At 66.6% G+C, this 25,728-nt stretch carries 27 protein-coding genes and 1 tRNA gene; 17 read left to right on the top strand and 11 right to left on the bottom strand.

Annotated features, from left to right (window positions below; all coding sequences use genetic code 11):
* Nucleotides 1-50: 50 nt before the first annotated feature.
* From B5520_RS17200 to B5520_RS17165, 9 genes are all read left to right on the top strand, one after another.
* A complete protein-coding gene (locus B5520_RS17200) occupies nt 51-659 on the top strand; it encodes a PadR family transcriptional regulator (RefSeq protein ID WP_079598296.1) in 609 nt (202 codons plus the stop codon).
* Nucleotides 656-1,393, top strand: coding sequence for an ABC transporter ATP-binding protein (locus B5520_RS17195; protein ID WP_079598295.1), 738 nt, complete (start codon nt 656-658; stop codon nt 1,391-1,393). Before B5520_RS17200 ends, B5520_RS17195 begins: the two co-directional genes overlap by 4 nt.
* Complete coding sequence (locus B5520_RS17190; RefSeq protein ID WP_254865618.1) at nt 1,393-3,876, top strand: hypothetical protein; 2,484 nt, start codon at nt 1,393-1,395, stop codon at nt 3,874-3,876. Before B5520_RS17195 ends, B5520_RS17190 begins: the two co-directional genes overlap by 1 nt.
* 3 nt (nt 3,877-3,879) lie before the next feature.
* A complete protein-coding gene (locus B5520_RS23080; protein ID WP_254865617.1) occupies nt 3,880-4,254 on the top strand; it encodes a hypothetical protein in 375 nt (124 codons plus the stop codon).
* 153 nt (nt 4,255-4,407) lie between these two features.
* Entirely contained in the window at nt 4,408-6,708 is a 2,301-nt protein-coding gene (locus B5520_RS17185) for a carbon starvation CstA family protein (RefSeq protein ID WP_176156904.1), read from the top strand.
* A complete protein-coding gene (locus B5520_RS17180; RefSeq protein ID WP_079598294.1) occupies nt 6,708-6,911 on the top strand; it encodes a YbdD/YjiX family protein in 204 nt (67 codons plus the stop codon). Before B5520_RS17185 ends, B5520_RS17180 begins: the two co-directional genes overlap by 1 nt.
* A 77-nt stretch (nt 6,912-6,988) precedes the next feature.
* Complete coding sequence (locus B5520_RS17175) at nt 6,989-7,615, top strand: bacterial proteasome activator family protein (protein WP_079598293.1); 627 nt, start codon at nt 6,989-6,991, stop codon at nt 7,613-7,615.
* A 7-nt stretch (nt 7,616-7,622) separates the two neighbouring features.
* Nucleotides 7,623-8,072 carry a hypothetical protein gene (locus B5520_RS17170; protein ID WP_079598339.1) on the top strand — a complete coding sequence of 150 codons (450 nt, stop codon included), beginning with the start codon at nt 7,623-7,625 and terminating at the stop codon, nt 8,070-8,072.
* Nucleotides 8,073-8,182: 110 nt separating this feature from the next.
* Nucleotides 8,183-9,028 (top strand): aldo/keto reductase, encoded by an 846-nt coding sequence (locus tag B5520_RS17165; RefSeq protein WP_079598292.1) that lies wholly within the window; start codon nt 8,183-8,185, stop codon nt 9,026-9,028.
* A gap of 106 nt (nt 9,029-9,134) precedes the next feature.
* On the opposite strand, the gene B5520_RS17160 is transcribed toward B5520_RS17165, so the two are convergent.
* From B5520_RS17160 to tmk, 8 genes are all read right to left on the bottom strand, one after another.
* The gene (locus B5520_RS17160; RefSeq protein ID WP_079598291.1) at nt 9,135-9,320 is read right to left on the bottom strand and encodes a hypothetical protein; all 186 of its coding nucleotides are present in this window, start codon (nt 9,318-9,320) and stop codon (nt 9,135-9,137) included.
* Nucleotides 9,321-9,358: 38 nt separating this feature from the next.
* Nucleotides 9,359-10,456 carry a hypothetical protein gene (locus tag B5520_RS17155; RefSeq protein WP_254865616.1) on the bottom strand — a complete coding sequence of 366 codons (1,098 nt, stop codon included), beginning with the start codon at nt 10,454-10,456 and terminating at the stop codon, nt 9,359-9,361.
* A 40-nt stretch (nt 10,457-10,496) separates the two neighbouring features.
* Nucleotides 10,497-10,979 (bottom strand): hypothetical protein, encoded by a 483-nt coding sequence (locus tag B5520_RS17150; RefSeq protein WP_079598290.1) that lies wholly within the window; start codon nt 10,977-10,979, stop codon nt 10,497-10,499.
* 59 nt (nt 10,980-11,038) lie between these two features.
* On the bottom strand, nt 11,039-12,652 hold the full coding sequence (locus B5520_RS17145; protein ID WP_079598289.1) for a phospholipase D family protein: 1,614 nt from the start codon (nt 12,650-12,652) through the stop codon (nt 11,039-11,041).
* A 222-nt stretch (nt 12,653-12,874) separates the two neighbouring features.
* Nucleotides 12,875-12,947, bottom strand: a tRNA-Thr gene (locus tag B5520_RS17140).
* Nucleotides 12,948-13,052: 105 nt separating this feature from the next.
* The gene (locus tag B5520_RS17135; protein ID WP_079598288.1) at nt 13,053-14,618 is read right to left on the bottom strand and encodes an alpha/beta hydrolase; all 1,566 of its coding nucleotides are present in this window, start codon (nt 14,616-14,618) and stop codon (nt 13,053-13,055) included.
* A gap of 20 nt (nt 14,619-14,638) precedes the next feature.
* Nucleotides 14,639-15,781, bottom strand: coding sequence for a DNA polymerase III subunit delta' (locus B5520_RS17130; protein ID WP_079598287.1), 1,143 nt, complete (start codon nt 15,779-15,781; stop codon nt 14,639-14,641).
* Nucleotides 15,778-16,476, bottom strand: coding sequence for a dTMP kinase (gene tmk / locus B5520_RS17125; protein WP_079598286.1), 699 nt, complete (start codon nt 16,474-16,476; stop codon nt 15,778-15,780). Before tmk ends, B5520_RS17130 begins: the two co-directional genes overlap by 4 nt.
* 119 nt (nt 16,477-16,595) lie before the next feature.
* Here tmk and B5520_RS17120 point away from each other — a divergent pair, with 119 nt between their 5' ends.
* Nucleotides 16,596-17,786, top strand: coding sequence for a trans-sulfuration enzyme family protein (locus B5520_RS17120; RefSeq protein ID WP_079598285.1), 1,191 nt, complete (start codon nt 16,596-16,598; stop codon nt 17,784-17,786).
* A gap of 9 nt (nt 17,787-17,795) precedes the next feature.
* Entirely contained in the window at nt 17,796-18,149 is a 354-nt protein-coding gene (locus tag B5520_RS17115) for a DUF2516 family protein (RefSeq protein ID WP_079598284.1), read from the top strand.
* A gap of 126 nt (nt 18,150-18,275) precedes the next feature.
* Here B5520_RS17115 and B5520_RS17110 read toward each other — a convergent pair whose 3' ends face one another.
* Nucleotides 18,276-19,100: a class I SAM-dependent methyltransferase gene (locus B5520_RS17110; RefSeq protein WP_254865615.1), complete on the bottom strand. Its 825-nt coding sequence runs from the start codon at nt 19,098-19,100 to the stop codon at nt 18,276-18,278.
* A 176-nt stretch (nt 19,101-19,276) separates the two neighbouring features.
* Between B5520_RS17110 and B5520_RS17105 the strand changes: the two genes are divergently transcribed.
* Nucleotides 19,277-20,023 carry a phosphoglyceromutase gene (locus B5520_RS17105; RefSeq protein WP_079598283.1) on the top strand — a complete coding sequence of 249 codons (747 nt, stop codon included), beginning with the start codon at nt 19,277-19,279 and terminating at the stop codon, nt 20,021-20,023.
* Between the two features lie 72 nt (nt 20,024-20,095).
* Here B5520_RS17105 and phoU read toward each other — a convergent pair whose 3' ends face one another.
* Nucleotides 20,096-20,758: a phosphate signaling complex protein PhoU gene (gene phoU, locus B5520_RS17100; RefSeq protein ID WP_079598282.1), complete on the bottom strand. Its 663-nt coding sequence runs from the start codon at nt 20,756-20,758 to the stop codon at nt 20,096-20,098.
* 205 nt (nt 20,759-20,963) lie between these two features.
* Between phoU and B5520_RS17095 the strand changes: the two genes are divergently transcribed.
* Both B5520_RS17095 and B5520_RS17090 read left to right on the top strand, forming a co-directional pair.
* Nucleotides 20,964-22,211 (top strand): sensor histidine kinase, encoded by a 1,248-nt coding sequence (locus B5520_RS17095; RefSeq protein WP_079598281.1) that lies wholly within the window; start codon nt 20,964-20,966, stop codon nt 22,209-22,211.
* Nucleotides 22,208-22,888, top strand: a complete 681-nt coding sequence (locus B5520_RS17090) for a response regulator transcription factor (RefSeq protein WP_079598280.1) — start codon at nt 22,208-22,210, stop codon at nt 22,886-22,888. The genes B5520_RS17095 and B5520_RS17090 overlap by 4 nt, the downstream gene beginning before the upstream one ends.
* A 77-nt stretch (nt 22,889-22,965) precedes the next feature.
* On the opposite strand, the gene B5520_RS17085 is transcribed toward B5520_RS17090, so the two are convergent.
* The gene (locus tag B5520_RS17085) at nt 22,966-23,523 is read right to left on the bottom strand and encodes a hypothetical protein (RefSeq protein ID WP_254865614.1); all 558 of its coding nucleotides are present in this window, start codon (nt 23,521-23,523) and stop codon (nt 22,966-22,968) included.
* Between the two features lie 257 nt (nt 23,524-23,780).
* Between B5520_RS17085 and B5520_RS17080 the strand changes: the two genes are divergently transcribed.
* The 3 genes from B5520_RS17080 (at nt 23,781) to ispF (ending at nt 25,720) form a co-directional block, all read left to right on the top strand.
* Entirely contained in the window at nt 23,781-24,263 is a 483-nt protein-coding gene (locus tag B5520_RS17080; RefSeq protein ID WP_011690592.1) for a CarD family transcriptional regulator, read from the top strand.
* Nucleotides 24,264-24,419: 156 nt separating this feature from the next.
* Entirely contained in the window at nt 24,420-25,202 is a 783-nt protein-coding gene (gene ispD / locus B5520_RS17075; protein WP_079598336.1) for a 2-C-methyl-D-erythritol 4-phosphate cytidylyltransferase, read from the top strand.
* A gap of 17 nt (nt 25,203-25,219) precedes the next feature.
* Nucleotides 25,220-25,720: a 2-C-methyl-D-erythritol 2,4-cyclodiphosphate synthase gene (gene ispF / locus B5520_RS17070; RefSeq protein WP_104443625.1), complete on the top strand. Its 501-nt coding sequence runs from the start codon at nt 25,220-25,222 to the stop codon at nt 25,718-25,720.
* The last annotated feature ends 8 nt before the right edge of the window (nt 25,721-25,728 follow it).

The raw sequence follows: 25,728 nt of genomic DNA, 5'->3' as shown, positions 1-25,728 counted from the left end.
GGGTCTTGGGGGTCCGTGCATACCGGCGGTAACCAGCCCGAAGGAGCAGCATGTCCATCCGTCACAGCCTCCTCGCCCTGTTGCAGGACCAGCCGCGTTACGGCTACCAGCTGCGGGTCGAGTTCGAAAACCGGACCGGAGCCACCTGGCCGCTCAACATCGGCCAGGTCTACACCACGTTGGACCGGCTCGAGCGGGACGGCCTCGTTGCCAAGGAGGGCGACGACGGCGAGGGCCACGTGGTGTACAGCATCACGGCTGCGGGCAAGGCGGAGGTGCAGAGCTGGTTCGCCGCGCCGGTGGAGCGCACCAACCCGCCGCGGAACGAGCTCGCCATCAAGCTGGCGCTCGCCGTCACCCTCCCGGGGGTGGACGTCCAGGCGATCATCCAGGCCCAGCGGGTGGCGTCCATCAGGTCGCTGCAGGACTACACCAAGGCCCGCAGGGACACGGCGGCCAGCCAGCGCAGCGGTGATACAGCATGGCTGCTGGTCCTTGACTCCCTCATCTTCCAAACGGAAGCGGAGGTCCGCTGGCTGGACCTCTGCGAGGCCCGGATGGTCCAGCAGGCGCAGTCAGCCGGCTCGGGTGGGGCACGCAAAACGTCCAACGGGGTCACGGAAGACGCCACCCCGCTCAACGCGGACAGCCGCCGGTGAGCGTCCGGGGGCCGCAGCAGGTCCTGGAGCTCGCGAAGGTCAGCAGGACGTTCGGGGAAGGCGCGACGGCGGTGGCCGCGCTTCGGGACGTGGACCTTGCCATCAGCGCTGGCGAGTTTGTTGCGGTCATGGGACCGTCGGGCTCGGGAAAGTCCTCGCTCCTTGCCCTGGCCGGGGGACTGGACCGGCCGACGTCGGGCGCGGTCTTTGTGGAGTCAACCCCCCTGGCCGCGTTGGGTCTCAACGAGCTGGCCCGGCTGCGCCGGCGTGCGGTGGGATACGTTTTCCAGGACTTCAACCTGGTTCCCACGCTGACCGCCGCCGAAAACGTAGCGCTGCCCCTGGAACTGGACGGCACCGCTTCGAAGAAGGCCCAGAGGCAGGCGGCAGATGCCCTCCGCCAGGTGGGGATTCCGGAACTCGCGGACCGCTTCATGGACCAGATGTCCGGTGGCCAGCAGCAGCGGGTGGCCATCGCGCGGGCCGTGGTGGGGAAGCGGCGCCTGATCCTCGCCGACGAGCCAACGGGCGCCCTGGATTCGACCACGGGCCAGGGAGTCATGGAAGTGCTGCGTTCGCGGGCTGATGCGGGCGCGGCCGTCATGCTGGTCACCCACGAAGCGAGGCACGCGGCCTGGGCCGACCGGGTGGTGTTCCTCCGCGACGGGAGGATCGTGGACCAGGCGACCGCCATGCATGATCCTGCACTGCTGCTCTCGCAGGCCGGCCACTGATGCCCCTGGACCTCACTCCGGCGCCGGGAGGGCGCCGGAGCAGTTTCCGGGTTGCCCTGCGGATGGCCCGGCGGGACATCCGGCGGCACCGGGGACGGTCGTTCCTGATCGTGCTGCTGATCATGCTGCCGGTGGCCGGAATGACCGGGGCTGCGACGTTGTACCAGAGCTCGCAGCGCACACCGGAGGAGATCGTCCGGTACGAACTGGGCAACGCGCAGGCGCGGTTCAGTGCCTTGGCGTCGGTCAACGCCGAATCAATCCAGGACCCGCTGAACGACGCCGTGGTGGCGTCCAGCACAGGGAATGCGGACCCCGACTTCATCGCCACGCCGCCTGAAGAATTGCTTCCCGAAGGCTACGATGTGCTGCCGATGCGCCAACTGCAGCTCACCACCACCGTTGGGGAAGCGTTGGTGTCGCTGAACGGCGTGCAGGTGGACGCGCTGAATCCCGCGTTCACAGGCAAGTTCACCCTCCTCGATGGCCGCGCTCCCGAATCCAGCCGGGAAGTCCTGGTATCGCGCGGGCTGCTGGAACGCTTCCACTTGCAGCTCGGCGAGGAATTTACGACGTCGGCAGGAACGTATGTGCCGGTGGGCACCCTTCGTGACGCGGACGCCTCCGACAACAACAGCTTCCTGTACGTTCAGCCCGGGCAAGTGGCGCCTGCTGTCCTGGGCCGGGAGCGTGAGCTGCCCCAGTCGGTGTCCTACTACCTCGTGGGACCGGAGCCCGTCAGCTGGCAGCAGGTCCGGGCGGCCAACCGCCAGGGTGTCGCGGTGCTTTCCCGCAGCGTGGTGCTTGATCCACCGCCCCTGGACCAGCGGGTGGTCAGTGGTGCACAGCCCAGGTACGAGTCGACGGAAACGCTGACCCTCTACGCCTCCTTCGGCCTGCTCGGAGCCCTTGCCCTCCTTGAGGTTGGCCTGCTTGCCGGTGCGGCCTTCGCGGTGGGCGCCAAGAGGCAAGTGCGGGAACTCGCGCTGTTGGCTGCATCGGGGGCTGAGACGCCCACTGTCCGTGCCGTCGTAACGGCGGCCGGCTTGTGGCTCGGTGCCATTGCCGTCATGGCAGGCGCAGGCCTGGGACTCGGGGCGGCAGCCGTCGTCGTACTCTGGGTCCGGTCCACCGGCTCGGCCCGGCTGGCAGGACTGCACCCGGACATACTGCTGACGTCGCTTGCAATGTTCATGGGGCTGGCCGCCTGCATCCTCGCCGCGGTGGCTCCTGCCGGCCAGGTAGCCCGCCAGGCAGTGCTCGGTGCCCTCAAGTCCGGGCGCGCTCCCGCCGGGAACGGAAAGCGGACGAGTATCACGGGGGCGGTGCTGCTGGTGGCGGCCGTTGGGCTGCTGGCAGCCGGCTGGCTGCTGGGCCAGTCAGCGAAGGACCCGGACCGGCAGGCAGAACAGCTTCCACTGGTGGCCACGCTGCTGATCGGCGGGGCAGGGCTGGCCGTGGCTGCGCTGGTGCTGCTGACGGGCTGGCTGATCGTCCGCCTGACATCCCGGACGCAATGGTTGTCCCTGCCCCTCAGGATGGCGGCCCGGGACTCGGCCCGAAACCGCGGACGGACCGTCCCGGCAGTGGCCGCGGTGCTGGCCGCGGCCACGCTGGCCAGCGCCGGCCTGGTGCTGTCGGCTACCCAGCAAACCTGGATGCGGGACAACCATTGGTGGAGTGCCCTGGAAAACCAGGCGCGCCTTCCGTTGGTGATGGACGCCCCGCTCCCCGCGGACGGCAGCCGCCAGCCGCCGATGAAAGTGGACCCGGCTGAGCTCTCGTCCCGCGTCGGGAAGGCGGTCGGCGCAGTTGCCTGGACCAGGGTCATCACGGCGCCGGCACCGATTGACTGCGAATTTGGCCCCGAGGTGGACATGACGGTCCCCGTGCGGACAGAAAATTCGAACTGCATCCTCTATTCCCTGGCTGTCCCGGAGGAGCATGAATGTCCGATGACGCCGCAGCGGAGGGTTGTGGACCCCGAAGACTGGCGCTGCCGCGGCTCCATGATCCGTGAGTCCGGTTCGCCGAGGGGAATCGTGGTGGGAGGTGCCGAGGACATCCGGATGATGCTCGGCACGGAAGCAGGCGCCGAAGCCCTTCGGGTGCTGGATGCCGGTGGCATGGTGGTGACCAATCCGGTCTTTGTCCAGGACGGAAAAGTTGTGCTGCGGGGACAGGACGTCCGCACCCAGCTGCAGTCGCCGTCGGACGGCTCGATGGTCCACCGGACGGTCAGCAGCACCTCCTTGCCCGCGATGGCAGTGGAACCACGGGAAGCGGTGCCTTACTACGGCTTTGTTTCGCCGGAGACGGCGGAACGGCTGGACCTGCGGGCTGAACCGGCCGAGCTGCTGGTCCAGCTGGACCGGCGGCCGTCAGCCGCCGAAGCTGACGCGGCGGCCGCGGCAGTGGCAGCTGTTTACAAGCAGCCAGGTGCCGGGTTCTGGGCGGAGCCGGGAGTCTCACAGGACAACTAGTGGATGTTCTGGTTGATCGTGGCTGCCAGCGCAGTGATAACTCTCAGCGCCGCCGGCATCACCACCGGCCTGGCACTGGCTGACGCCCGGAACGACCATGTGACCCTTGCCGGAGTGGGGGCCTCACCCCGTCTTCGGAAGGGGCTCGCTGCGGCGCAGGCACTGCTCACCTCCGGTCTTGGGGCCGCTCTCGGTACCATCGCCGGGGCGGTGCCCGCGGTGCTTATTGTGGCCTCGACGGATATGAGGACAGCCGTGGAGATCCCCTGGCTGCACCTGCTGGCGCTCGTGCTGGCCGTCCCGCTCACGGGATCGGCGCTCGCGTGGATCTGTACGCGGGCTGTGCTCCCGATGTCCCGCAGAGGGCTGGTTGGTTAGGGCAGAACCACACACCTGCGGGGTCGTTCGGCGCCCCGTGGCTGCCGTTCGCCGCACCGGCCGGCGGCGGGCGGCGCAACCCATCCCCATCTGCAACCGGCATTGGTAAGGTGCCTTAGTAAGGGGAGACCTGCACCCACTCAAGGAGGAGACATGGCCGGAACGCCTGATGATCGGAACGGTTCATTCCGGAGGGAGGGTGCTGTGGCCACAGATCAGGCCCTTCCCCCTGCCGCCGTGGATGAGAATGCCCGGGAGGCAGAGGAGAGGAAGTGGACGCCCGGCAAAATCGCCTTGTGGGCCGCCATCGCCCTGCTCGGCGGCGTGGCGTGGTTCATGCTCGCCATCATCCGCGGGGAGACCGTCAATGCGATCTGGTTCGTGTTCGCATCGGTGTGCACCTACCTGATCGGCTACCGTTTCTATTCCAAGGTGATCGAGCGGTACATCACCCGGCCGGATGACCGCCGGGCCACCCCCGCCGAGTACAAGGCCGACGGCAAGGATTATGTCCGGACGGACCGCAACGTCCTGTTCGGCCACCACTTTGCCGCCATCGCCGGCGCCGGGCCCCTGGTTGGCCCCGTGCTTGCAGCACAGATGGGCTACCTTCCCGGCACCATCTGGATCATCATCGGCGTCGTTCTCGCCGGCGCCGTGCAGGACTACCTGGTGATGTTCTTCTCGATGCGCCGCGGCGGACGTTCCCTGGGCCAGATGGCCCGTGAGGAACTCGGCGTCATCGGCGGCACTGCGGCCCTCATCGCCACCCTGCTCATCATGGTGATCATCGTCGCCATCCTCGCGCTCGTCGTCGTCAATGCCCTGGGTGAAAGCCCGTGGGGCGTGTTCTCCGTCAGCCTGACCATCCCCATCGCCCTGTTCATGGGCATCTACCTTCGCTACCTCCGGCCCGGCAAGGTGATGGAGGTTTCACTGATCGGTTTCGTGCTGCTGATGGCGGCCATTATCGGCGGCGGCATCGTGGCAGAAACCCCGTGGGGCGCGGACATCTTCAGCCTGGACAAGGTGACCATCGCCTGGGGCCTGATCGTGTACGGCTTCATCGCCGCGATCCTGCCCGTGTGGCTGCTCCTGGCACCCCGGGACTACCTCTCCACATTCATGAAAATCGGCGTGATCGTGATGCTCGCGCTGGCCATCATCGTTGTCCGCCCGGAAATCACCGTGCCGGCCTTCAGTGAATTCGCCAGCAGGGACAACGGGCCGGTGTTCCCCGGATCCCTCTTCCCCTTCCTCTTCGTCACCATTGCCTGTGGCGCGCTGTCCGGCTTCCACGCCCTCATCTCCTCCGGCACCACGCCAAAACTCGTGGAGAAGGAACGCCAGACGCGCTTCATCGGCTACGGCGGAATGCTGATGGAATCGTTCGTGGCCATCATGGCCCTGGTTGCCGCCATCTCGATTGACCGTGGCCTGTACTTCGCCATGAACTCGCCCACCGCACTGACGGGCGGAACAGTGGAAACGGCCGCCACGTGGGTCAACAGCCTGGGTCTGAGCGGCGTGAACCTCACTCCGGAATTCCTGTCCCAGACGGCAGCCAACGTGGGCGAGGAAAGCATCGTCTCGCGCACCGGCGGCGCTCCCACCCTCGCTGTGGGCCTCGCACACATCATGCAGCAGTTCATTGGCGGCACCGCCATGATGGCGTTCTGGTACCACTTCGCCATCATGTTCGAAGCCCTGTTCATCCTGACGGCAGTTGACGCCGGCACGCGCGTGGCACGGTTCATGCTGCAGGACTCCATCGGCAACTTCGTCCCCAAGTTCAAGGAAGCCTCCTGGCGGCCCGGGGCGTGGCTCTGCACCGCGATCATGGTGGGTGCCTGGGGTGCGGTGCTGTTGATGGGCGTGACCGATCCGCTGGGCGGCATCAATACACTGTTCCCGCTGTTCGGCATCGCCAACCAGCTGCTGGCGGCCATCGCCCTGTCCGTGTGCCTGGCCATCGCAGCCAAGCGCGGATCCTTCAAATACCTGTGGATCGTCGCGCTGCCGCTGGCCTTCGCCGCGGTGGTCACCATCACCGCGAGCTACCAGAAGATCTTCTCCCCGACCCCCGCCGTAGGCTACTTCGCCAACAACGCCGCCTTCAGCAAGGCCCTTGCCGAGGGGAAGACCGAGTTCGGCAGCGCCAAGACCGTAGTGGCCATGGAGGCCGTGGTTCGCAATACCGCCATCCAGGGCTGGCTCTCGGTGATCTTCGTGGTCCTGAGCATCATTGTCATTGCGACGGCGTTGCTCGCCACCGTCCGGGCGTTCCGGAACAGGGCGGCCGGCGTTCCCACCAAGGACAACGAAGACCCGGCCCTCCCGTCGCGCGTCTTCGCTCCCGCCGGGCTCATTCCCACCCGTGCCGAGCGTGAGCTGCTGGCGGAATGGGAAAAGGTTCCCGCCAACCTGCGCTTCGAGCGGGCAGGACACCACTGATGAGCACCGGAGTTGCAGCGCTCTCCAACGGGTTCAAGGGGTTCGCACGATATATGGGGGGTGTCATGGGTGCCGACGCCTACACCAAATACCTCGAACACCACAGGGAGGCCGGCCACAAGGAACCGCCACTCAGTGAGCGGGAGTTCTGGCGCGACCGGACGGACCGCCAGGACGCCAACCCGCAGGGCAGGTGCTGCTGATTGAGCCCGCAGCGGACAACCGTCAGGCGGCTTCATCGAGTGGCGTTCGGACGGATTCCACGTGAGAGTATGAACGCATGAGCGATCCGAAAGACACTCAGGCACCTGAGGACCTCCCGGTAGAAGGCACCACCATCGACGACAGCCAGCCGCCGGTGCCGGCGGCCCAGCCGGACGGCACCAAGCCCAAGGGCAGCAGCCTGCAGGACCTGGTGGACGAACCAGCCAAGGTAATGCGGATCGGCACCATGATCCGGCAGCTCCTGGAGGAAGTGAAGTCCGCCCCGCTGGATGACGCAGCCCGGGGCAGGCTGGCCGAAATCCATGAGCGCTCCATCAAGGAGCTGGAAGACGGGCTGGCGCCCGAGCTGGTGGAGGAACTGGACCGGATCAGCCTTCCCTTCTCGGACGAGGCCACACCCTCCGACGCAGAGCTCCGCATTGCCCAGGCGCAGCTGGTGGGCTGGCTGGAAGGCCTGTTCCACGGCATCCAGACAGCCATCGCAGCCCAGCACGCAGCCCGCGAGCACGCAGCCGCGCAGATGCAGTTGCGCCAGCTTCCGCCTGGCACAATGATCGCCCCGGGCGTGGTGATCGGCGAGAACGGCGAGCCCCAGCGCGCGCCCGCCGGTCCCCGCCCAGGCGCTCCGGGACGCCCGGGGCAGCAGAACGACCCGGACCACGGTCCCGGACAGTATCTGTAGGTTGCGCTTGGGCTTTTTCAGCGCTGCCAGGCAGGGGCGCAAGGACGACGCGGAACTGGGGAAGGGGTTGTGGCGCCGGGCGCACGACCGCTTCCATCGGGGACTGGACCGCTTCCACCAGGTGCTCGAAGGCGTGGAGGACGACCAGCTGTACGAGGAGCTGGTGGAGATCGCCAACGAACTGGCCGCGCTCCTGGACCGGGTGAGGGCTGTCTGCGTGGAAGCGCAGCGCCGCTCACCCAGCGAGGGGCTGGACATCCCGGCTGCCCTTTCCGGCGTTCACCGGGCCTTGTCCAAGGCGGGCAATTCGCTGGCCACCACCGCTGAAGCGGCGGCAATGCTGCGGCTCGCCGTCGGGCCCGTGCCGGTAGGGGCCGCGTCCGTGCGCCGCCGTGCGGAGGCCGTTTACCAGCAGGTGTCCGACGCCGAGAGGCACCTCCATGAGGAGGCCTCCTAGCTGCACGGCCGGAATATTCCCCGTTAAGCCGGGAAATTCCCCGTTAAGCGTGTGGCTTAGCGGGGCCCGAATGCCCCGGTGCAGGGTGGATTATTTGGCAGGATAAATCCATGACTTCTTCACCTACACTGACTTTCAATGACGGAAACACGATTCCCCAGCTCGGCTACGGCGTGTGGCAGGTTGACGACGGAGTGGCTGAAAAGGTAGTCCGCCAGGCGTTCGAAGCCGGCTTCCGCCACATCGACACCGCAAAGATCTACGGCAACGAAGCGGGAGTGGGCCGTGCCATCGCCAGCTCCGGCCTGTCCCCGGAGCAGATCTTCATCACCACCAAACTGTGGAACTCGGACCAGGGCTACGAGTCAACCCTGGCTGCCTTCGAGGAATCGATGGACAGGCTTGGCCTGGAGACCCTGGACCTGTACCTCATCCACTGGATGCAGCCCAAGCAGGACAAGTACGTGGACACCTGGAAGGCGCTGATCGAACTCCAGAAGCGCGGCCGGGTCAAGTCCATCGGCGTTTCCAACTTCACCGCGGAAGGCCTGCAGCGTTTGATCGATGAAACAGGTGTAGTCCCGGCCATCCACCAGATCGAGCTGCACCCGTACTTCAGCCAGCGTGAGCTGCGCGAATTCGGGGCCTCGAAGGGCATCCTGACGCAGGCGTGGTCGCCGCTGGGGCAGGGCGGTGAGCTGCTCGAGGACGCAACGGTGGCGCGAATCGCCGCCAAGCACCAGGCCACCCCCGCCCAGGTGGTCATCGCCTGGCACCTCGCCATCGGCAACGTGGTGATCCCCAAGTCAGTCACCGAGTCACGGATCCGTGAAAACTTCGCGGCGCTGGAGGTCTCCCTGGACGCCGAGGACGTTGAGGCCATCAACGCCCTGGACCGCACCGGTAACGGTGAAGGCCGCATCGGCCCGGACCCGGCGGTTTCCGACTTCGCGTAGGCGACGTCCCTGCAATAGGGCACCGTTGCAATAAGCGGTATGGACCCGCACTGCCTGATTCGGGCAGTGCGGGTTCCTGCTTTAAGCCGTAACCTCCCGGGGACGGTCAGGCAGCGATCTTGATGTGCTCCACGCTGACAGTATCGATGACAGCCCAGCTGTCCTCGCCGGAGCAGTGCCTGTTGGCGAACCGCTGCGCCTCTGCCAGGGTGTCGAAAATTTCAGCCCTGGACCGGCCGCAGTCGGCATCGAAGTAGGTGACGTGAAATTCCTGTACGGGTTGGTTTTCCATAAATCCAGTGTGCAAGAGGGGTCTGACAATTCCCGGAATCAGCCCCGCGTGTTGCCCAGCCGGAGGACGCGCTCCTGCGCCAGCATGGCCGTCCGCCCGGCTTTGTCCGCTGCCCGTGCAGCCTGCTTTGCCTCGGCAGCCGTGGTGGTGAGCCGCCTGCGGGAGCGCTCCAGCTCTTCCTCCGCGGCCTTCAACCGGTCACGGAGTTCCGCTGTTTCCCGCTGCAGGGCGGCAATGTCCGTCCTGGTTTGTTCCGCCTGCTCCTGCAGTTCCCGGGCCAGTTCGTTCGTCCTGGCCTCCTCCTCCCGGGCTTCCGCCAGGGCTGCCTGGGCCTTTTCCAGCGCTGGCGGGGACGCCGGCCGGGGCGTCTGCCGGACTGCCTCAAGCCGCGGTTTGGTTGGCTTGGGCTGGGAGGGGCGCTCCGCCGTCGTGCGTTGCTTCTTGTCGGCTGTCGGTGCCGGTTTCCGGGCCGGGGTCGCGGCGGGGGGAGCGTCCGGCGGGGCAGCAGGAAGCGCCCCGGGAACCGCCACCGCCCCTTCGAGGTCGGCGGCGCCCACGCCATCCGCCGACAGAGTCTTCACAAGGCGCCCGCTTCGGACGGCAGCCGCGGCCCCTGCGTCGGCCGTCAGGGCCCGAAGGGTTTCTTCGACATCCCCGGCAATGGTTTCGCTGATGGCGCGTCCCTGCTGCTGGACCACCGATTTGGCGGTGTCGACGGCGGCGGCCAGCATGGTGCGGCGCTCCCGGCCCAGTTCGCGGAGCGACGGTGCGTCGAGTGCGGCCTGCGCGGCGCGCATCCGGGAGCCGAGGTCAGCCAGTCCGTCGAGGACCTCGGGCTGGTGCAGGGCGAGCATGTTCACGGCCCAGGCCGCAACCGACGGCTTGGGAAGCCCTTTGACGGCGGCGCCCAGCTCTTTGTCCTTCCCGGCGGCTTCCTTTGCTGCAGCTGTCCGGGCCGCCACAAAGTCCTCCAAAGGCGCGGCGTACAGCCCGTTCGCGATGTCTGCCAGGGCCTGCTCTTCCATGTTCGCCATCTTAGGCGGCACCTTCATCAGTTGCCGTTTCGCCAGGCCCTGCCGGCCCGCCAGGCAGTCCTCCGGCCCGGCCTTCTGCCCCTTGCTGCGCTGAAGGCCCATCCAAATGGTGTTGGACGGGCCTTCGCCTGGTCACAGCCAATCAGCTGGTGGTGCAGGAGCCGGTGCTGTGGTTGTAGCCGCCGGAGACGTTCGCCTCCACGAAGTTGGTATCCAGGACGCAGGTCAACCCATCCGAGTAGGACAGAACGTCTGAACCATCAACCCGCGTCACCTGGGGGTCGAGGTAGTAGATGCCATCCGGCACCTCCACCGACGACGTGTAAACGACAAGGTACCTGCGCGTCCCCTCAGACGTGTGCGACCCGCCCGGGTACGTGGTGGCATCTGAATACTCGCGGTAGCCCTGGAATATCGTGATCCCCGACGGTGTATGGACTTCGATGCGGCGTTCGGTCATGGCGCTGCATGTTGTTACCTCAGGTGCCAGCTCGGTGCACGTATCACGGATTGTGAATGTGGTGCCCTCGGTGCTGGCGGCCGTGGCCGGCGCGGCCACGGCGCCCATCAATGCAGCTGCTGCTGCCCCGCAGGCCGAGAGCCGGAGCATGGTTTTTGCAGGCATGAGAATCCCCCAGTTTTTTCAGCGCGGCCCCTGCGGCCGCCCGCGTAGCCTAGCAGCCACTAGAACCGGGTGGTGCCGCGCAGCCGGCGGGGGCGCCCGTCCGGGTCCACGAAGAAGCGGTTTGCAGGCTCCGCCCAGAGACGCTGAAGTCGCGGCACGGGTTTGGTGGTGTGGTGCCGCACATGCCCGTTGGGACGGGGCTGGCGGCGGCCGGCTTCGTGCCAACCGTCAAGGGCGTCCGCGGCGGCGTTCCACAGTTCGAGCCCATCCTCCGGGGCGTGGAGCTGCGGGTCGTTCTGGTCCAGGCCAAGGTGTTCAGCCCAGAGCTGGCGCCGGAGCGCGTAGGCCAGCGGCCGGGAAGCGCCGGGGTCCGCGCCTGTGGCGGGCGCATCCCGGCCAGGGGCAGAGGTGTCGATGACGGCGCAGGTGAGCTCACTGTCGGTGGTCCAGGACCGGCGGTTGAAGTTGTCCGATCCGCAAGTGAACCAGGTGTCGTCGATGATGCAGATTTTGGCATGGATATAGATTGCGGTTCCGGCTCTGTTTTCCAGATTGAACACGCCGAATCGGTCCGGCGCAGCGCGGCTTATCGTTTCGATCGCGTGCAGTTGCCCCAGCCGCTTGGGAGGCCCTCCGAGCGGACCGTCGGAGTCCGGGTAGCGGGGCACGACGGCGATCACCGTCAACCCGGGGTTCCGTTCCAGGGCCGAGGCGATGCCGGCTGCCACCTCTGCCGACCACAGGTACTGGTCCTCGATGTAGATCAGGGAGCGGGCCAGGGAGAAAGCCTTTGTGTAGGCCAGGGCAACGCTTCGCTCGCCACCAGGTGCGAACGGGAAAGGCGGATGCTTCACGCCGTAGGTGCGCAGCAACTGCACGGCGTGGGGGCCGGCCGGCGGTGGCGGCGGGGCAGTCTCCGGCAGGGGTTCGGGGTGCCGGGGCATATCGGCCAGGCGCTGCAGCAGCATCCTGTAGGGTGTGCGCCGGTCCAGGGGATGGGGGTCATCCCACCGTTCCGCGAACAGCTGCAGCACATCTGCCACAACCGGGCCGTGCAGTTCGAGGGCGGCATCGTGCCACGGAGGCTGTTTCCCGTACCGGGGATCCATGTCTACCGCCTGTGGGTCTCCGCCGTGGTCGGCGTCGTCCCGGCGGCTGTGGGAAAGGTCGATTCCGCCCACGAACGCGACGTCCCGCGAAGGGTCGTTGCGGTTGCGGATGACGAAGAGTTTCTGGTGGTGGCAGCCGAAGAGGCGCACCCGCTGATCCAGCAGCACCTCGCCGCCGGCGTCATTGATCTGGCGGCTGAGGTGCTCGTTGGACAGGTTGCTCATGGGGGCGGACACACGCTCCCCGTGGGACCTCCAGACCAAGCCCCGCACCTCCACCCCCGCCCGCGCTAATCCCGCCAGCAACTCACCGATCGCCGGCCCGTCCGGCGTCAGCCGCTCGTCGCCATCGCCGCGCCAGTCGGTGAACCACACACGGTCTCCCGCTTGAAGGGCCGACAACTCCTCATGCAGTCGGGCGAAGTAGGTGGCGCCGTGAATCAGGGGCCCAACGAGGTTTCCCTCCGACCAGGCCGGTGAGCCGGACCCGCCGGCGTGCACGTTAGTGGCTGCATGTTCCCGCTCAGCGCCACTCAAGAACCAGGTACCAGCAGTACTGTCCACTCGTCGTTCCCTTCGGGACCCGAGGCCGGCCAGGAGGTATTCGGCCTACTCAGTAGCCTACGACTGTGCAGGGCAAAGGGTGAGGACGGTACCGGTAGGGATTCTGATGGCTTTGGGAACCGGCGGCACACCTGAAGCCCTGCCCTCGGCCAATGACCGCCGCTTAACCAGCGAAAAACCCCCCAAAGCCCTAAAACTAGGGGCAATAGGGGGTTTATCCCGAGCTTCCTATCAGAATCGAACTGATGACCTTTTCATTACGAGTGAAACGCTCTACCGACTGAGCTAAGGAAGCGCCGCATAAAATCCCCGGGAAAACCGGGCGCTTCATGCAAGAGTCAACTGTAATAGAGTCCCGGCGCCCGGGTCAAAATGGGACGCCCTCCAGCAGCTGAGGCGTTCAGCACACCGTGTTGTCGGCCGGCACTTCGCCGCTCACCAGGTACCTGTCCACCGGATCCTCGATGCAGCTGTTGGACCGTCCGTAGGCGGTATGGCCTTCACCTTCCCACGTCATCAGCGTGGCATTTCCGAGCTGCTTCCGCAGCGACGCGGCCCATTCGACGGGGGTGGCGGGATCGCCGGTGGTGCCGATGACCACGATCGGGGAATCGCCGGTGTACTCCACCGGTGCCGGGGTCCGGACGTTCTTGTAGGGCCAGTCGGAGCAGCTGGTGCCGCCGTACGCGAAAAAGTACCCCAGTGTGGGCGATTCCTGCATCAGGCGCTGCTGCTCCGCCCGCATCGCGGCGGGGTCGGACTCCATGGGGTAGTCCAGGCAGTTGATCGCGTTAAAGGCGAAGGTCGAATTGGACGAGTAAGTGCCGTTGGACGACCGGTCGGCACCGAGGTCGGCCAGGCGCAGCATCAGGCTGACGTCCCCGGTCATTGCCGCGTCCAGGGCCTGGGTCAGGGCCGGCCAGCTCTGGTCGTTGTAGAGCGGGGTGATGAGTCCGCTGACGAACATCGTGGCGTTGACGGTCCTGCCGTCCTTGGCCGTGCGCGGCGTCTGCTGCACAGCGGCGATAAGGTCGCGGATCTGCTGCACGCCGGAGTCGACGTCCCCGCTCAACGGGCACCCCTCCTGCTGCTGGCAGCTCGCAACATACGCGCGGATGGCCTTCTCAAAGGCCCGGGCCTGGCCGCTGGTCAGCTCCTCGTTGCTGATGGAAGGATCCAGGGCACCATCGAGCACCATGCGTCCCACGTTGTCCGGGAAAAGGGAAGCATACGTGGAACCCAGGAACGTCCCGTAGGAGTAGCCCAGGTAGTTCAGCTTCTTGTCGTTGACCACTGCCCGGAGGATATCCAGGTCCTTCGCGGCACTCTGCGTATCGATATGCGCCAGCACCTCGCCGGTCTGCGCGACGCACTGGTCCGCGATCGCCTTGTTGTCCGCGCGGGCAACCGCCAGGCCGGCATCCGTTTCAAGATCGTAGATCTTTGCCCGTGCCGCGTCCCGTTCGGCATCGGTCAGGCAGGTCACCGGAGAAGAGCGCTTAACACCGCGGGGGTCGAAGCCCACCAGGTCGTAGGCGTCCCGGACCGTCTGCGAGAAGTGGGTGCCGGCCGCGTCCTTGACGAAGTCGTAACCGGAGGCGCCGGGGCCGCCGGGATTCACCAGCAGACTCCCGGTTTTCCGGCCGGTGCTGGGAGCCCTCAAGGCGGCAATCTGGATCGAGGCGCCCTCGGGATCCTCGTAATCCATGGGCACGGTCACCTTGGCGCACTGGAACTCATTCTCGCAGGGCTCCCACACCACTTCCTGCGAGTAAAACTGCTCCAGCCCGGACGGGGCAGAGGCCACGATGGAAGGATCAGCCTTGGCGGTGGCCGTCTCCTGGTTGCGGTCGCCGCCGTTGAGGAGGCTGCACGAGGCCAGCACCACGGCAAGAACCAGGGCGCCGGCGGCACGGAGTCCGACCACGAGGGATCGGTGGCGTGCGGGCAGGGGGCGGGCAGTCATCGGGTCTCCTTGGAAGGGGGCTAGATCAGGCTGGCTGCCATGGACTCAATGGTCAACAGCGGGGCAACGTTGGTGGTGGTGATGCGTTCGCGGGCTTTGTTGATGGCGTCCATCCGGGCAAGAGTGGCTTCTGGAGTGGAACGGCTGGCAAACTCCTCCAATTCACTCCTCAACTCAACGTTTACCAGCTCCACAGCATTCCCAAGCTGGATAATCAGCACGTCGCGGTAAAAGGACAGCAGGTCCGTCAGGGTGCGGTCCAGGGAATCCGTGATGGAACGCTTCGCCCGGCGCTTCTGGTCGTCCTCCAGCTGCTTCAGCTGGCTTCGCATGGCCGGCGGGAGGGTGCCGGACTCGGGGGCGCCGAGCGTGGCCAGCAGCGCGGCTTTTTCGGCGGCGTCGCGCTCTTCATTGGAGCTGTTCGCTTCGGCGGTGGCGATCTTCACCAGCTTGTCCGCCATCATGACGGCAGCGGTGACGCCCCGGAGCCCGAGCGGGAACCTCACAGTCTCCAGCCGGCGTTCCCTCGCTGCCGCATCCCTGGCCAGCCGGCGTGCGATCCCCACGTGGCTTTGCGCAGCGCGGGCGGCCCGTTCCGCGAGCTCAGGGTCCACGCCGTCGCGCTTCACCAGGAGCGCGGCAACATCAGCGGCCGGCGGCAGCCGCAACGCCACGCTGCGGCAGCGTGAGCGGATGGTGACCAGCACATCCGCGGGGGAGGGCGCGCACAGCATCCATACCGTCCGCGGGGTGGGCTCCTCGATTGCCTTGAGCAGAACGTTGGTGGTGCGCTCAGCCATCCGGTCCGCGTCTTCCACCACAATGATGCGCCAGCGTCCTGCGGAGGGCCGGTTCCCCGCAGTGGCCACCAGCTCACGTGCCTCGTCGATGGTGATGGTGACCTTTTCGGTCCGGACAAAGGTCACGTCCGAGTGGGTTTCGCCCAGGATTGTCAGGCAGGCCGGGCATTCGCCGCAGCCGCGCAGGCGCACATCCTCCTGGTCACAGTTCAAAGCCGCAGCAAAGGCCTTGGCGGCATTCGAGCGCCCGGAGCCCGGCGGGCCGGTGAACAGCCAGGCGTGCGTCAGGGCTTCGCCGCTGGAAGCCTGGCGCAGCTGCTCGACGACGGCGGACTGGCCCTGGAGGTCATCCCACACGGTCATGGGGTGCCGCCGCCGTGGTCGCTTGCGGAGGGGCCGGCGCCAACGGGGGCCACCTCGGTGTTGGCTAGCAGGGCATCCACGCGCGCGAGGATCGCCGCGGCCAGCTCGCCGACGGGCAGATGCGCGGGCAGCACGAGGTAGGAACTGGGGCGGCTGCCGGCCAGCTCGAGGAAGGCTTCCCTGATCCGGCCGTGGAAGTCGTCCGCCTCGGATTCCAGCCGGTCCTCGGCGGCGTCACCGGCAGTCCGGCGCTGCCGTCCCACTGCCGGGTCAACATCCAGCAGGACGGTGAGGTGGGGCTGCAGGCCGGAGGTGGCCCACTCGTTCAGGGCCCTGACGGCGTCCTTCCCCAGATCGCGTCCGGCGCCCTGGTAGGCCACAGAGGAATCAATGTAGCGGTCCGTCAGCACAATCTCGCCGCGCTCCAGCGCCGGCCGGATCACCTGGGTGGCATGGGCAGCCCGGGACGCCGCAAAGATCAGTGCCTCAGTGTGGGCGTCAATTTCGCCATGGCCATGGTCAAGGACCAGGGAACGCAGCTTCTCGCCGATGGGCGTCCCGCCCGGCTCGCGGGTACGCCGCACTGTCAGTCCCCGGGATTCAAGGGCGTCTGCAAGCCGGGCAGCCTGCGTCGACTTGCCGGCACCATCGCCGCCTTCAAACGCGATGAAAAGTCCGGCCCCTTGTTTGTTCACCCCACAAGCCTACCGACCCCCATGGACTTTCTCCGATCGGGCGGGGCGCCTGTGGACAGCCCGGGTGGCCCCGTTAACGCCTTTCCGGGGCATGTCCGCCGGACAAGTACGCTTTCACCATGAGTCTTTCCGAACAACAGGCGGCTGCCCTGTCTTCAGAGACAGTTGTGGTTGCGGCAGGACGTCCGCCGCGGGAAAGGGACCAGCCGGTCAACCCGCCTCTCGTCCTCTCCTCCACCTACTTCGGTACCGGCCCCCTGGGCCCGGGGGACCGCGGCTACGGGCGGTACTCCAACCCCACCTGGGACCCTTTCGAAGAGGCGCTTGGCCAGCTGGAGGGCGCCGAACTGCCGGGCCTCCTCTACGCCTCGGGCCTTGCAGCTGTCAGTTCGGCCCTGTCGTTGATCCCCGCCGGGGGAGTGCTGGTCATGCCGACGCACAGCTACTCGGGAACCCTGGTGATGGCTGCTGAACTGGCGCAAAAGGGATTCATCGAACTCCGGACGGTTGACATCACGGACACCGACGCGGTCAAGGAAGCCCTTGCACCCGCCGGACCCGGGGCCCGGCCTGCCGCCATGCTGTGGCTGGAAAGCCCCACCAACCCCATGCTGGGCATCGCCGATGTCAAGGCACTGACGGCCGCGGCCCATGCCGCCGGAGCCATCGTGGTCACGGACAACACCTTTTCCACCCCGTTGGTGCAGCAGCCGCTGGCGCTGGGGTCCGACGTCGTCCTCCACTCGGTGACCAAATACCTTGCCGGCCACTCCGACGTAGTCCTCGGGGCCCTGGTGACCTCCAACCCCGACATGCGCTCCGCGCTGCTCCACAACCGGACCATCCATGGCGCCATTGCCGGTCCCTTCGAAGCATGGCTGGCACTGCGGGGCCTGCGGACGCTCGCACTCCGGGTGGAACGGTCGCAGCAGTCCGCAATGATCCTGGCGGAACGGCTCAGCACGCATCCGCGCATCGACTTCATCCGGTTCCCGGGGCTTCCCGCCGATCCGGGACACGAACGGGCCAAAGCACAGATGACCGGATTCGGGTCAATTATCTGCGTCCACATTGCACCGGTCGCGGGCCTGGACGGTGCCGACGCCGCGGACAAGCTTGTGCGTGCCCTGGAGCTGTGGCTCCCGGCAACTTCCCTCGGCGGAGTCGAGTCCCTCATCGAACGCAGGCGCCGGCATGCCGCGGAACCCGTCAGCGTGCCGGAGAACCTGGTCCGCATGAGCGTGGGCATCGAAAATGTCGAAGACCTCTGGGCGGACCTGAAGCAGGCGCTGGACACGCTGGGAGGCTAGGCTTGGCTTGTGGACGGTGAACTGATTATTCGGCCTGTTGAGCAGGCAGTGTTCTTTATCCTTGCCCTGGTGGCACTGGGCCTTGAGCTGTGGGCCGTGGCCGACTGCGCCCGGCACCGGGCCAATGCCTTCGAGGCAACCGGCAAGAGGACCAAGACATTCTGGCTCGCCTTGACCGGCGGAGCCGCCCTGGTCGGTGTCATCTCAATGTTCGGCAGCGGCGGCGGTTTCTTCGGCACGCTGGGGCTCTTTGGACTGGCCGCGGTAGTCGCCGCGTCCGTGTACCTCGCCGACGTACGGCCCGCCGTGAAGGACGCCGGACGCGGCGGCACCCGCAACATGGGCCCCTACGGCCCCTGGTAATCCCCACCGGCTCCCTCGGCTCGCAAGCTCGCCCAGGGAACCCTGCCGGCGTGGGCCCCCCACCGGCTCCCTCGGCTCGCAAGCTCGCCCAGGGAACCCTGCCGGCGTGGGCCCCCACCGGCCCACTTAGGCCAGCGGCGCCACTGCTTCCCAGCCCACCGTCAGCTCCCCGAGCCGCCACCGCGCCGGTCCGTCCTGGACCGGCCAGCCGGCGTCGCGCAACGCCTGGCACATAGCCTGCCAGCGCTGCCTGTTACCAAACGACGCCAGGGGTGCTGATTCCAGCCACGCCCGGTCCATCGCCTGCATCAGGGCGTGGACCGGCTCGCCGGGAACGTTGCGGTGGATCAGCGCCTTCGGCAGCCGTTCGGCCACCTCGGACGGCAGCTCGAAGCTCCCGAACCGGACGGACACGCTGAGCGACAAGGGCCGGCTGCGGTCGAGCGCCACCCACGTCACCCGCCGCCCGATTTCATCGCAGGTGCCATCGATAAACAGCCCGTCAGCGGACAGGCGGTCCTGCACCAGCCGCCAGATCCCCGCCACGTCCGCCTCCTCATACTGCCGCAGCACGTTGAACGCGCGCACCAGGACCGGATGGCCCGGCACGGGAAGTTCAAAGCCGCCCACGAGGAAGTTCAGTCCAGGCCGCTGGAGGGGCAGGGCAGCACGTACACGTTCCGGTTCGATCTCGATGCCGCAGACCCGGACATCGGAGCGGACGGCGGACAGCCGCTCATAAAGTTCGACGGCGGTGGCCGGGGTGGCGCCGTACCCCAGGTCCACTACCAGCGGGTCGGCAGCGGAGCGGAGGCGCCAGGCCTGCGGCCCGGTGAGCCAGCGGTCAAGACGGCGCATGCGGTTGGGATTGGTGGTGCCGCGGGTCACGTTGCCCACCGGCCTGCCCTGCCTGCCGGCCGCGTTCCGGCCGGTGATCTGCGGGGCGGTCACCCGTTCAGCCTTTTGCACCACCGCCCCACCTTATCCTGCAGGGCGGGGTCACTCCCGGCCCTGTAATCCGCCTGGAAGCGGCATTAAGTGACTCCGCGTTGCTTTTCCGCGGAGCCACCGGGCCTCGCTTTGTAACGCTGGGCGGGCGGCAACGGCGCTCGGCTAGGATGAAAATCATGACTTACAAGCTGATTCTGCTGCGCCACGGCCACAGCGAATGGAACGCCAAGAACCTGTTCACCGGCTGGGTGGACGTTGACCTGAACGACCAGGGCCGCGAGGAAGCAGCACGCGGCGGCGAGCTCCTGGTGGAGAACAACATCCTTCCGGACGTGCTCTACACCTCCCTCCTGAAGCGGGCCATCAACACGGCCAACATCTCGCTGGACAAGGCCGACCGCGGCTGGATCCCGGTCAAGCGTGACTGGCGCCTGAACGAACGCCACTACGGCGCCCTCCAGGGCAAGGACAAGGCACAGACGCTCGCGGAGTACGGCGAGGAGCAGTTCATGGAATGGCGCCGTTCCTACGACACCCCGCCGCCGCCCCTGGATGACAACTCCGAGTTTTCCCAGGCCCACGATCCCCGTTACGCCGGGCTCGGGGATGCCCTTCCCCGGACCGAGTGCCTGAAGGACGTGCTGGTCCGCCTGCTGCCGTATTGGGAATCGGACATCAAGGAAGACCTCAAGGCCGGCAAGACCGTCCTGGTCACCGCCCACGGCAACTCGCTGCGCGCGCTGGTCAAGCACCTCGATGGCATCAGCGACGAAGCCATCGCCGGCCTGAACATCCCAACCGGCATCCCGCTGGTGTACGACCTGGACGAAAACTTCGGGCCCATCAAGCGGGGCGGCACCTACCTTGACCCCGAAGCTGCCGAACAGGCCATCCTGGCCGTCGCGAACCAGGGCAAGAAGTAAGACTTCGCGTTATGACGACGGCGGGCCGGCCACCTAAGGTGGCCGGCCCGCCGTCGTTTGCGCTGTTTGCTGCTAGCTGTGTTCGTTGGCGTTCGGCTGCCAGGCGCCGGTTACCAGGTAGGTGACCTTCTGGGCCACGGAAACGCCGTGGTCGGCGAAGCGCTCGAAGTAGCGGCTGGCCAGGGCCACATCCACGGTGGTGGCAGGCGATTCGGCCCATTCGGGAGCGGCGATGGCCTTGAAGACGCTCAGGTGCAGATCGTTAATGTCGCTGTTCGCTTTCAGGATGTCCCTCGCCACTTCAAGGTCGCGGGTTTCCAGCAGGACGGTCAGCTTGTCAGCGATCATCTGGTCCAGCTCGGCCATCCGCTTGAACGTGCCGGTCATGGAGGCGGGAATGACCGTGGACGGGAACCGGAGGCGGGCCAGCTGCGCGATGTGCCGGGCGAGGTCGCCCATCCGCTCCAGCGACGCACTCATGCGCAGGGAGCCCACGATCATGCGCAGGTCGCTGGCAACGGGGCCCTGCAGCGCCAGGATGTCGATGGCCCGCTCGTCCAGGCTGTTCTGCAGGAAGTCGATCCGCGCGTCCGCGGCAATAACGTCCTGGGCGAGGTCCACGTCCGCCACTTCAAAGGAAGTGGTCGCTTTGTCCATCGCTTCGCTGACCAGGCGGGAGATCTCCACCAACTGGTCACCCACATGGGTGAGCTCTTCCTGAAAAACCTTACGCACGTAGGCGTCCTTTCCTTGGAACTCCTGCGGCCCGTGTCTGGGCAGCAGGAATCGTGTCGCCGTTCGGCACTCCAACCCGCTACTCTGCCACCGCCCGGTGAACGGTTAAGCCCTTGCAGGTGAACGTTAGTTGAACCGTCGCCGCAGGCGGTCCTGACGCGCCGGAAGGCCTCCTGTAAGAGCATAAGGTGGATCTGTGGATCCTATGCTCATCGGTCTGGTCGCAGGCCTCGTCGGCCTGGCGCTTGGCACGTTCGGCGTGCTCGCCTACCGGGTCAGCGAGAAGCAGCGCCGGCTGCTGGACGTGGACGCTGAGGAGCCGGCCCTGCCGGCCGGCGCCGCGGAGGTGCTTGCCGTCGTTGGGCGTGCCTTTGTTGTGGTGGACGCCGTGGACGGTGTGGTCCGCGCGAGTCCTGCCGCCTACGCGTACGGCCTGGTCCGAGGCCATACGGTGGTCCATAAGGAACTGCTGGACATGACGGCCGGGGTCCGCCGTGACGGCGTCATCCTTGAGAAGCAGCTTGAACTGCCCCGTGGTCCGCTGGGGCAGGGGACCATCATTGTGCAGGTGCGGGCAGCGATGCTCGGGGAGGAATACATCCTCCTGCTCGCGGACGACCGCACCGAGATCACGCGCACCGAGGAAATCCGCAACGACTTCGTTGCCAACGTTTCACACGAACTGAAGACCCCCGTGGGTGCCATCTCGCTGCTCGCCGAAGCCCTGGAGTCTTCGGCGGACGACGAACTGGCCGTCCGCCGCTTTGCCAAGCGCATGCACAAGGAATCCGGCCGCCTCGCCGCGCTGGTGCAGGACATCATCGAACTCTCCCGGCTGCAGGGCGCCAGCGTCACGCAGGAGGGCCGCCCGGTGGACATCAACGCCGTCATTGCCGAGGCCGTTGACCGGTCGCAGCTGCCCGCGGAAAGCAAGAACATCACCATCGTTGTGGGTGGCCGGACCGACGGCAAGGTCTTCGGAGACCAGGACCTGCTGGTGACGGCCCTTCGCAACCTGATCGACAACGCCATCAGGTATTCCCCGGCCAACACGCGCGTGGGCATCGGGGTCCGTGCCAAGGAGGGCCTGGTGTCGATTTCCGTGACCGACCAGGGCGAGGGCCTCAGCGCCGAGGACCAGGAACGCGTCTTCGAGCGCTTCTACCGGGTGGATTCCGCGCGTTCCCGCCACACCGGCGGCACGGGCCTGGGCCTGAGCATCGTCAAGCACGTTGCCTCGAACCACGGCGGCGAGGTGACCCTGTGGTCCCAGCCGGGCCAGGGATCCACTTTCACCCTCCGTCTTCCCGAGATGGAGGGGCACGACGGCGACGAGGAACTTCCGCCTGCTGCCGCCCCTGTGCGCGGGCCCTCAGGGCAGCACACCGACCAGCCAACTGTCACCCAAGTACCCCGCGCCGCAGGCGCAAAAGAACGAGGAGCTAGCGCTTGAGCAGGATTCTGATTGTCGAGGACGAGGAGTCGTTCAGCGATCCGTTGTCCTATTTGCTGGGCAAGGAGGGGTTCGAGGTGGAGGTCGTGGACAACGGCCTGGACGCCATCACCGAATTCGACCGGAACGGCGCGGACCTGGTGCTGCTGGACCTGCAGCTGCCCGGACTTTCCGGTACCGAGGTCTGCCGGCAGCTCCGCCAGCGTTCCAGCGTGCCGGTGATCATGCTGACGGCCAAAGACTCCGAAATCGACAAGGTGGTGGGCCTGGAGCTCGGGGCCGACGACTACGTCACGAAGCCTTATTCCTCCCGCGAACTGGTGGCCCGGGTGCGGGCGGTGCTGCGGCGCCAGGGTGAGCCGGAGGAACTGATTTCCTCCACGGTCCAGGCCGGGCCGGTCCGCATGGATATCGAACGGCACGTGGTGAGCGTGGACGGGGAGCAGGTGCTGCTTCCGCTCAAGGAATTCGAGCTCCTCGAAATGCTGCTGCGCAACTCGGGCCGGGTGCTGACCCGCGGCCAGCTCATCGACCGGGTCTGGGGCTCGGATTATGTGGGGGACACCAAGACGCTGGATGTCCACGTGAAGCGGCTCCGGGGCAAGATTGAACCCGATCCCTCGGCGCCGCGGTACCTGGTGACGGTGCGCGGGCTGGGGTACAAGTTCGAGCCGTAGGCGGAGCGGCCGCAACGGCATAACAAAAGGGAGGGGCCGCCGGCCCCTCCCTTTTGTCTGCGGCTTGCTGTGCCGGCCTAGTGGCCGGTGCCGCCGCCAAGTTCGGAAGCCGTCGGCGAGGGGGTCGGCGACGGGGACTGCGTGCTGCCGGCCGGCAGGTACTCCTTGTACTCCGGAAGCGTGGCATCCAGGACGGGAACCTTGACGGTGTTGCTGACGTTGGTGCCGTCCTCGGTGATCTTCACGTCCACGAGGGAGCCCGGGATGCCGCCGGTGGTGCTCAGCATGGCTTCGTCCGAGCTCGCGTTGAGCAGGGTGTAGTCGTTGGCCTTGACCGGAACCTCGGTCTGCGAGCCTTCAGCGCCGTTGACCGTCAGCTTCACGTCCTGGGAGGAGGAGTTGTAGACGGCGCCGATCACACGTCCCGGCTGGTCCTCGCCCGCCGAGACGATGAGCATGTTGCGCAGCTCAAGCGGGCCGAGGTCTGCGTTGATGCCATCGGACTGCTGGTACTCCGCAGTTGTCTGCTGGGAATTCGATGCCGAACAACCTGACGCCAGCAGCCCGACGCCGAGAGCGCCTGCCGTCAGTGCCAGTTTGGCGCGCTGGGCCCGGGTCATCGCAGTGAAACGCACGTCACGTACTCCTCGAGAGTCTTGAAACATTATTCAGCCCATAGCCTATCCGCAAAGCCGCTTAAACGAGGATTCGGCGCCGTCATATCACCCTTGGCAGCGCACCGGCGATGCACTATTATCCGCATCCGTCAAGGGGTCCAAGGGGGTTGATTTGCCCCATTTTCCGCGTATTTCCGCGGTTCCGGGCCCTTTCCGCGGCCGGTCATATGCCTGAATCGTGATAAACTGGTCTGCGGGAAAGGGGAAATGTCCACATGGTATTTGAGGTCGGCGAGACAGTAGTTTACCCTCACCACGGTGCTGCGAAGATTGAAGAAATCAAGATGCGCACCATCAAGGGCGAAGAGAAAATGTATCTCAAGCTCAAGGTGGCTCAGGGTGATCTGACCATTGAAGTTCCAGCAGAAAACGTTGACCTTGTTGGGGTCCGGGACGTAGTGGGCAAGGAAGGCCTGGAGCACGTGTTTGATGTGCTCCGTGCCGAGTTCACCGAAGAGCCCACCAACTGGTCACGCAGGTACAAGGCAAATCTGGAGAAGCTTGCTTCCGGTGACGTCATCAAGGTGGCTGAGGTCGTTCGCGACCTGTGGCGCCGGGATCACGACCGGGGCCTTTCCGCAGGCGAGAAGCGAATGCTGGCCAAAGCCCGGCAGATTCTGATTTCAGAATTGGCGCTGGCTGAAAAGACCGACGAAGAGAAGGCAGCAAGCGTTCTCGACGAGGTCCTGGCTTCCTAAGAATTGAACCCCGGCGGCACGCAAGTGCGGCCGGGGCTTCTTTTTGCCCTGAAACAGCCGTCCTGAAAATGGCTCAGGGCCTGAGTGCCAGTCCTCCCGGTTTCCGGCCTGGGTTGGTTCGGCACGGCAGCCCACCGGGACGTTAGGCTGGTCCGCATGAGCGAAACAGCTAAGCGCCTGGTCACCGCGGTGATCCTGGTGGCCGCAGGTTCGGGGCAAAGGCTGGGTTACGGCATGCCCAAAGCTGCAGTGCCGCTGGGTGGCGAACCCATCCTGATGCATGCCCTGCGCGGCATCGTTGCGGCCGGAATCAGCAGCCAGGTCTGCATTGCCCTGCCGGCAGGCGATGATGGCCTGCGCCGGCTGTGCGAGGACTTCCGGGAAGAACTCGCCGACGGCGGTCCGCTGCTGACCATCGTCGACGGCGGTGCCACCCGGGCGGACTCCGTCCGGGCGGGCCTGGAGGCCCTGATGGAAGGCACCGAAGCGGTCATGGTGCATGACGCCGCCCGCGCCCTGACGCCGGAGTCGGTGTTCCACCGCGTGGTGGACGCACTCGCTGCGGGTGCTGAAGCCGTCATTCCCGCCATCCCTGTGGTGGACACGGTCAAGACCGTCGCAGCCACCACGGGTGAGGGCAGCGTGCTGGCACCCGAAGTCGTCACCGGGACCGCACCCCGCGAGGACCTGCGCGCGGTGCAGACGCCGCAAGGCTTCCGCTTCCGCACGCTGCAGCGGGCCCACCAGGCAGCCCGGACCCTGGAACCCCGGCAGGCGGCCGCCGTCACCGATGACGCCATGCTGGTTGAAATGACCGGCACGGCCGTCCACGTAGTGCGCGGCTCCACCCAGTCCCTCAAAATCACCACTCCCCTCGACCTGATCCTGGCGGAGGGGCTGCTCGAAGGCCCGCTTGGCGCCCGGTGGGTGGAGGGATAGGCATGCAAAACAACACGATGATCATTCCCCGTACCGGAATCGGTGTGGACGTCCATGCGTATGCCCCGGAAGATGCCCCGCGCCCCCTCTGGCTGGGCGGACTCCTCTGGCCGGGCGAGCGGGGCCTCGCCGGGCATTCGGACGGTGACCCGGTGGCCCACGCCGCCGCCGATGCCCTGTTCTCGGCCGCCGGAATCGGCGACCTGGGCACCCACTTCGGAACCGACAGGCCCGAATTCGCCGGCGCCTCCGGGGTGGCACTGCTGGCCGAGGCTGCACGGATCGTCCGCGCCGCCGGCTTTGAAATCGGCAACGTGGCTGTCCAGTTCGTCGGCAACCGGCCCAAGTTCGGTCCCCGCCGCGAGGAATCGTCGCAGGTGCTCAGCGACGCCGCAGACGCTCCAGTCAGCGTCACGGCCACCACCAGCGACCGGCTGGGATTCACGGGCCGCGGCGAGGGAATCTCTGCCGTGGCCACCGCCCTGGTGTATCCGCGGCCGTCCGGCGCCATCGGCTAATCTGGAGC

This window comes from Arthrobacter sp. P2b, from assembly GCF_900168295.1.
Taxonomy (GTDB): Bacteria; Actinomycetota; Actinomycetes; order Actinomycetales; family Micrococcaceae; genus Arthrobacter.
Note: the sequence above shows the minus strand (reverse complement) of the source record. Positions and strands in the feature narration are given on the sequence as shown.

Excerpts from the sequence above, each read along its gene's own strand:
- B5520_RS17200 (WP_079598296.1), top strand. The coding sequence starts at position 51 with ATGTCCATCCGTCACAGCCTCCTCGCCCTGTTGCAGGACCAGCCGCGT.
- B5520_RS17190 (WP_254865618.1), top strand. The coding sequence starts at position 1,393 with ATGCCCCTGGACCTCACTCCGGCGCCGGGAGGGCGCCGGAGCAGTTTC.
- B5520_RS23080 (WP_254865617.1), top strand. The coding sequence starts at position 3,880 with ATGTTCTGGTTGATCGTGGCTGCCAGCGCAGTGATAACTCTCAGCGCC.
- B5520_RS17185 (WP_176156904.1), top strand. The coding sequence starts at position 4,408 with ATGGCCGGAACGCCTGATGATCGGAACGGTTCATTCCGGAGGGAGGGT.
- B5520_RS17180 (WP_079598294.1), top strand. The coding sequence starts at position 6,708 with ATGAGCACCGGAGTTGCAGCGCTCTCCAACGGGTTCAAGGGGTTCGCA.
- B5520_RS17175 (WP_079598293.1), top strand. The coding sequence starts at position 6,989 with ATGAGCGATCCGAAAGACACTCAGGCACCTGAGGACCTCCCGGTAGAA.
- B5520_RS17165 (WP_079598292.1), top strand. The coding sequence starts at position 8,183 with ATGACTTCTTCACCTACACTGACTTTCAATGACGGAAACACGATTCCC.
- B5520_RS17160 (WP_079598291.1), bottom strand. The coding sequence starts at position 9,320 with ATGGAAAACCAACCCGTACAGGAATTTCACGTCACCTACTTCGATGCC.
- B5520_RS17155 (WP_254865616.1), bottom strand. The coding sequence starts at position 10,456 with ATGGGCCTTCAGCGCAGCAAGGGGCAGAAGGCCGGGCCGGAGGACTGC.
- B5520_RS17150 (WP_079598290.1), bottom strand. The coding sequence starts at position 10,979 with ATGCCTGCAAAAACCATGCTCCGGCTCTCGGCCTGCGGGGCAGCAGCA.
- B5520_RS17135 (WP_079598288.1), bottom strand. The coding sequence starts at position 14,618 with ATGACTGCCCGCCCCCTGCCCGCACGCCACCGATCCCTCGTGGTCGGA.
- B5520_RS17130 (WP_079598287.1), bottom strand. The coding sequence starts at position 15,781 with ATGACCGTGTGGGATGACCTCCAGGGCCAGTCCGCCGTCGTCGAGCAG.
- B5520_RS17120 (WP_079598285.1), top strand. The coding sequence starts at position 16,596 with ATGAGTCTTTCCGAACAACAGGCGGCTGCCCTGTCTTCAGAGACAGTT.
- B5520_RS17105 (WP_079598283.1), top strand. The coding sequence starts at position 19,277 with ATGACTTACAAGCTGATTCTGCTGCGCCACGGCCACAGCGAATGGAAC.
- B5520_RS17095 (WP_079598281.1), top strand. The coding sequence starts at position 20,964 with ATGCTCATCGGTCTGGTCGCAGGCCTCGTCGGCCTGGCGCTTGGCACG.
- B5520_RS17080 (WP_011690592.1), top strand. The coding sequence starts at position 23,781 with ATGGTATTTGAGGTCGGCGAGACAGTAGTTTACCCTCACCACGGTGCT.
- ispD (WP_079598336.1), top strand. The coding sequence starts at position 24,420 with ATGAGCGAAACAGCTAAGCGCCTGGTCACCGCGGTGATCCTGGTGGCC.
- ispF (WP_104443625.1), top strand. The coding sequence starts at position 25,220 with ATGATCATTCCCCGTACCGGAATCGGTGTGGACGTCCATGCGTATGCC.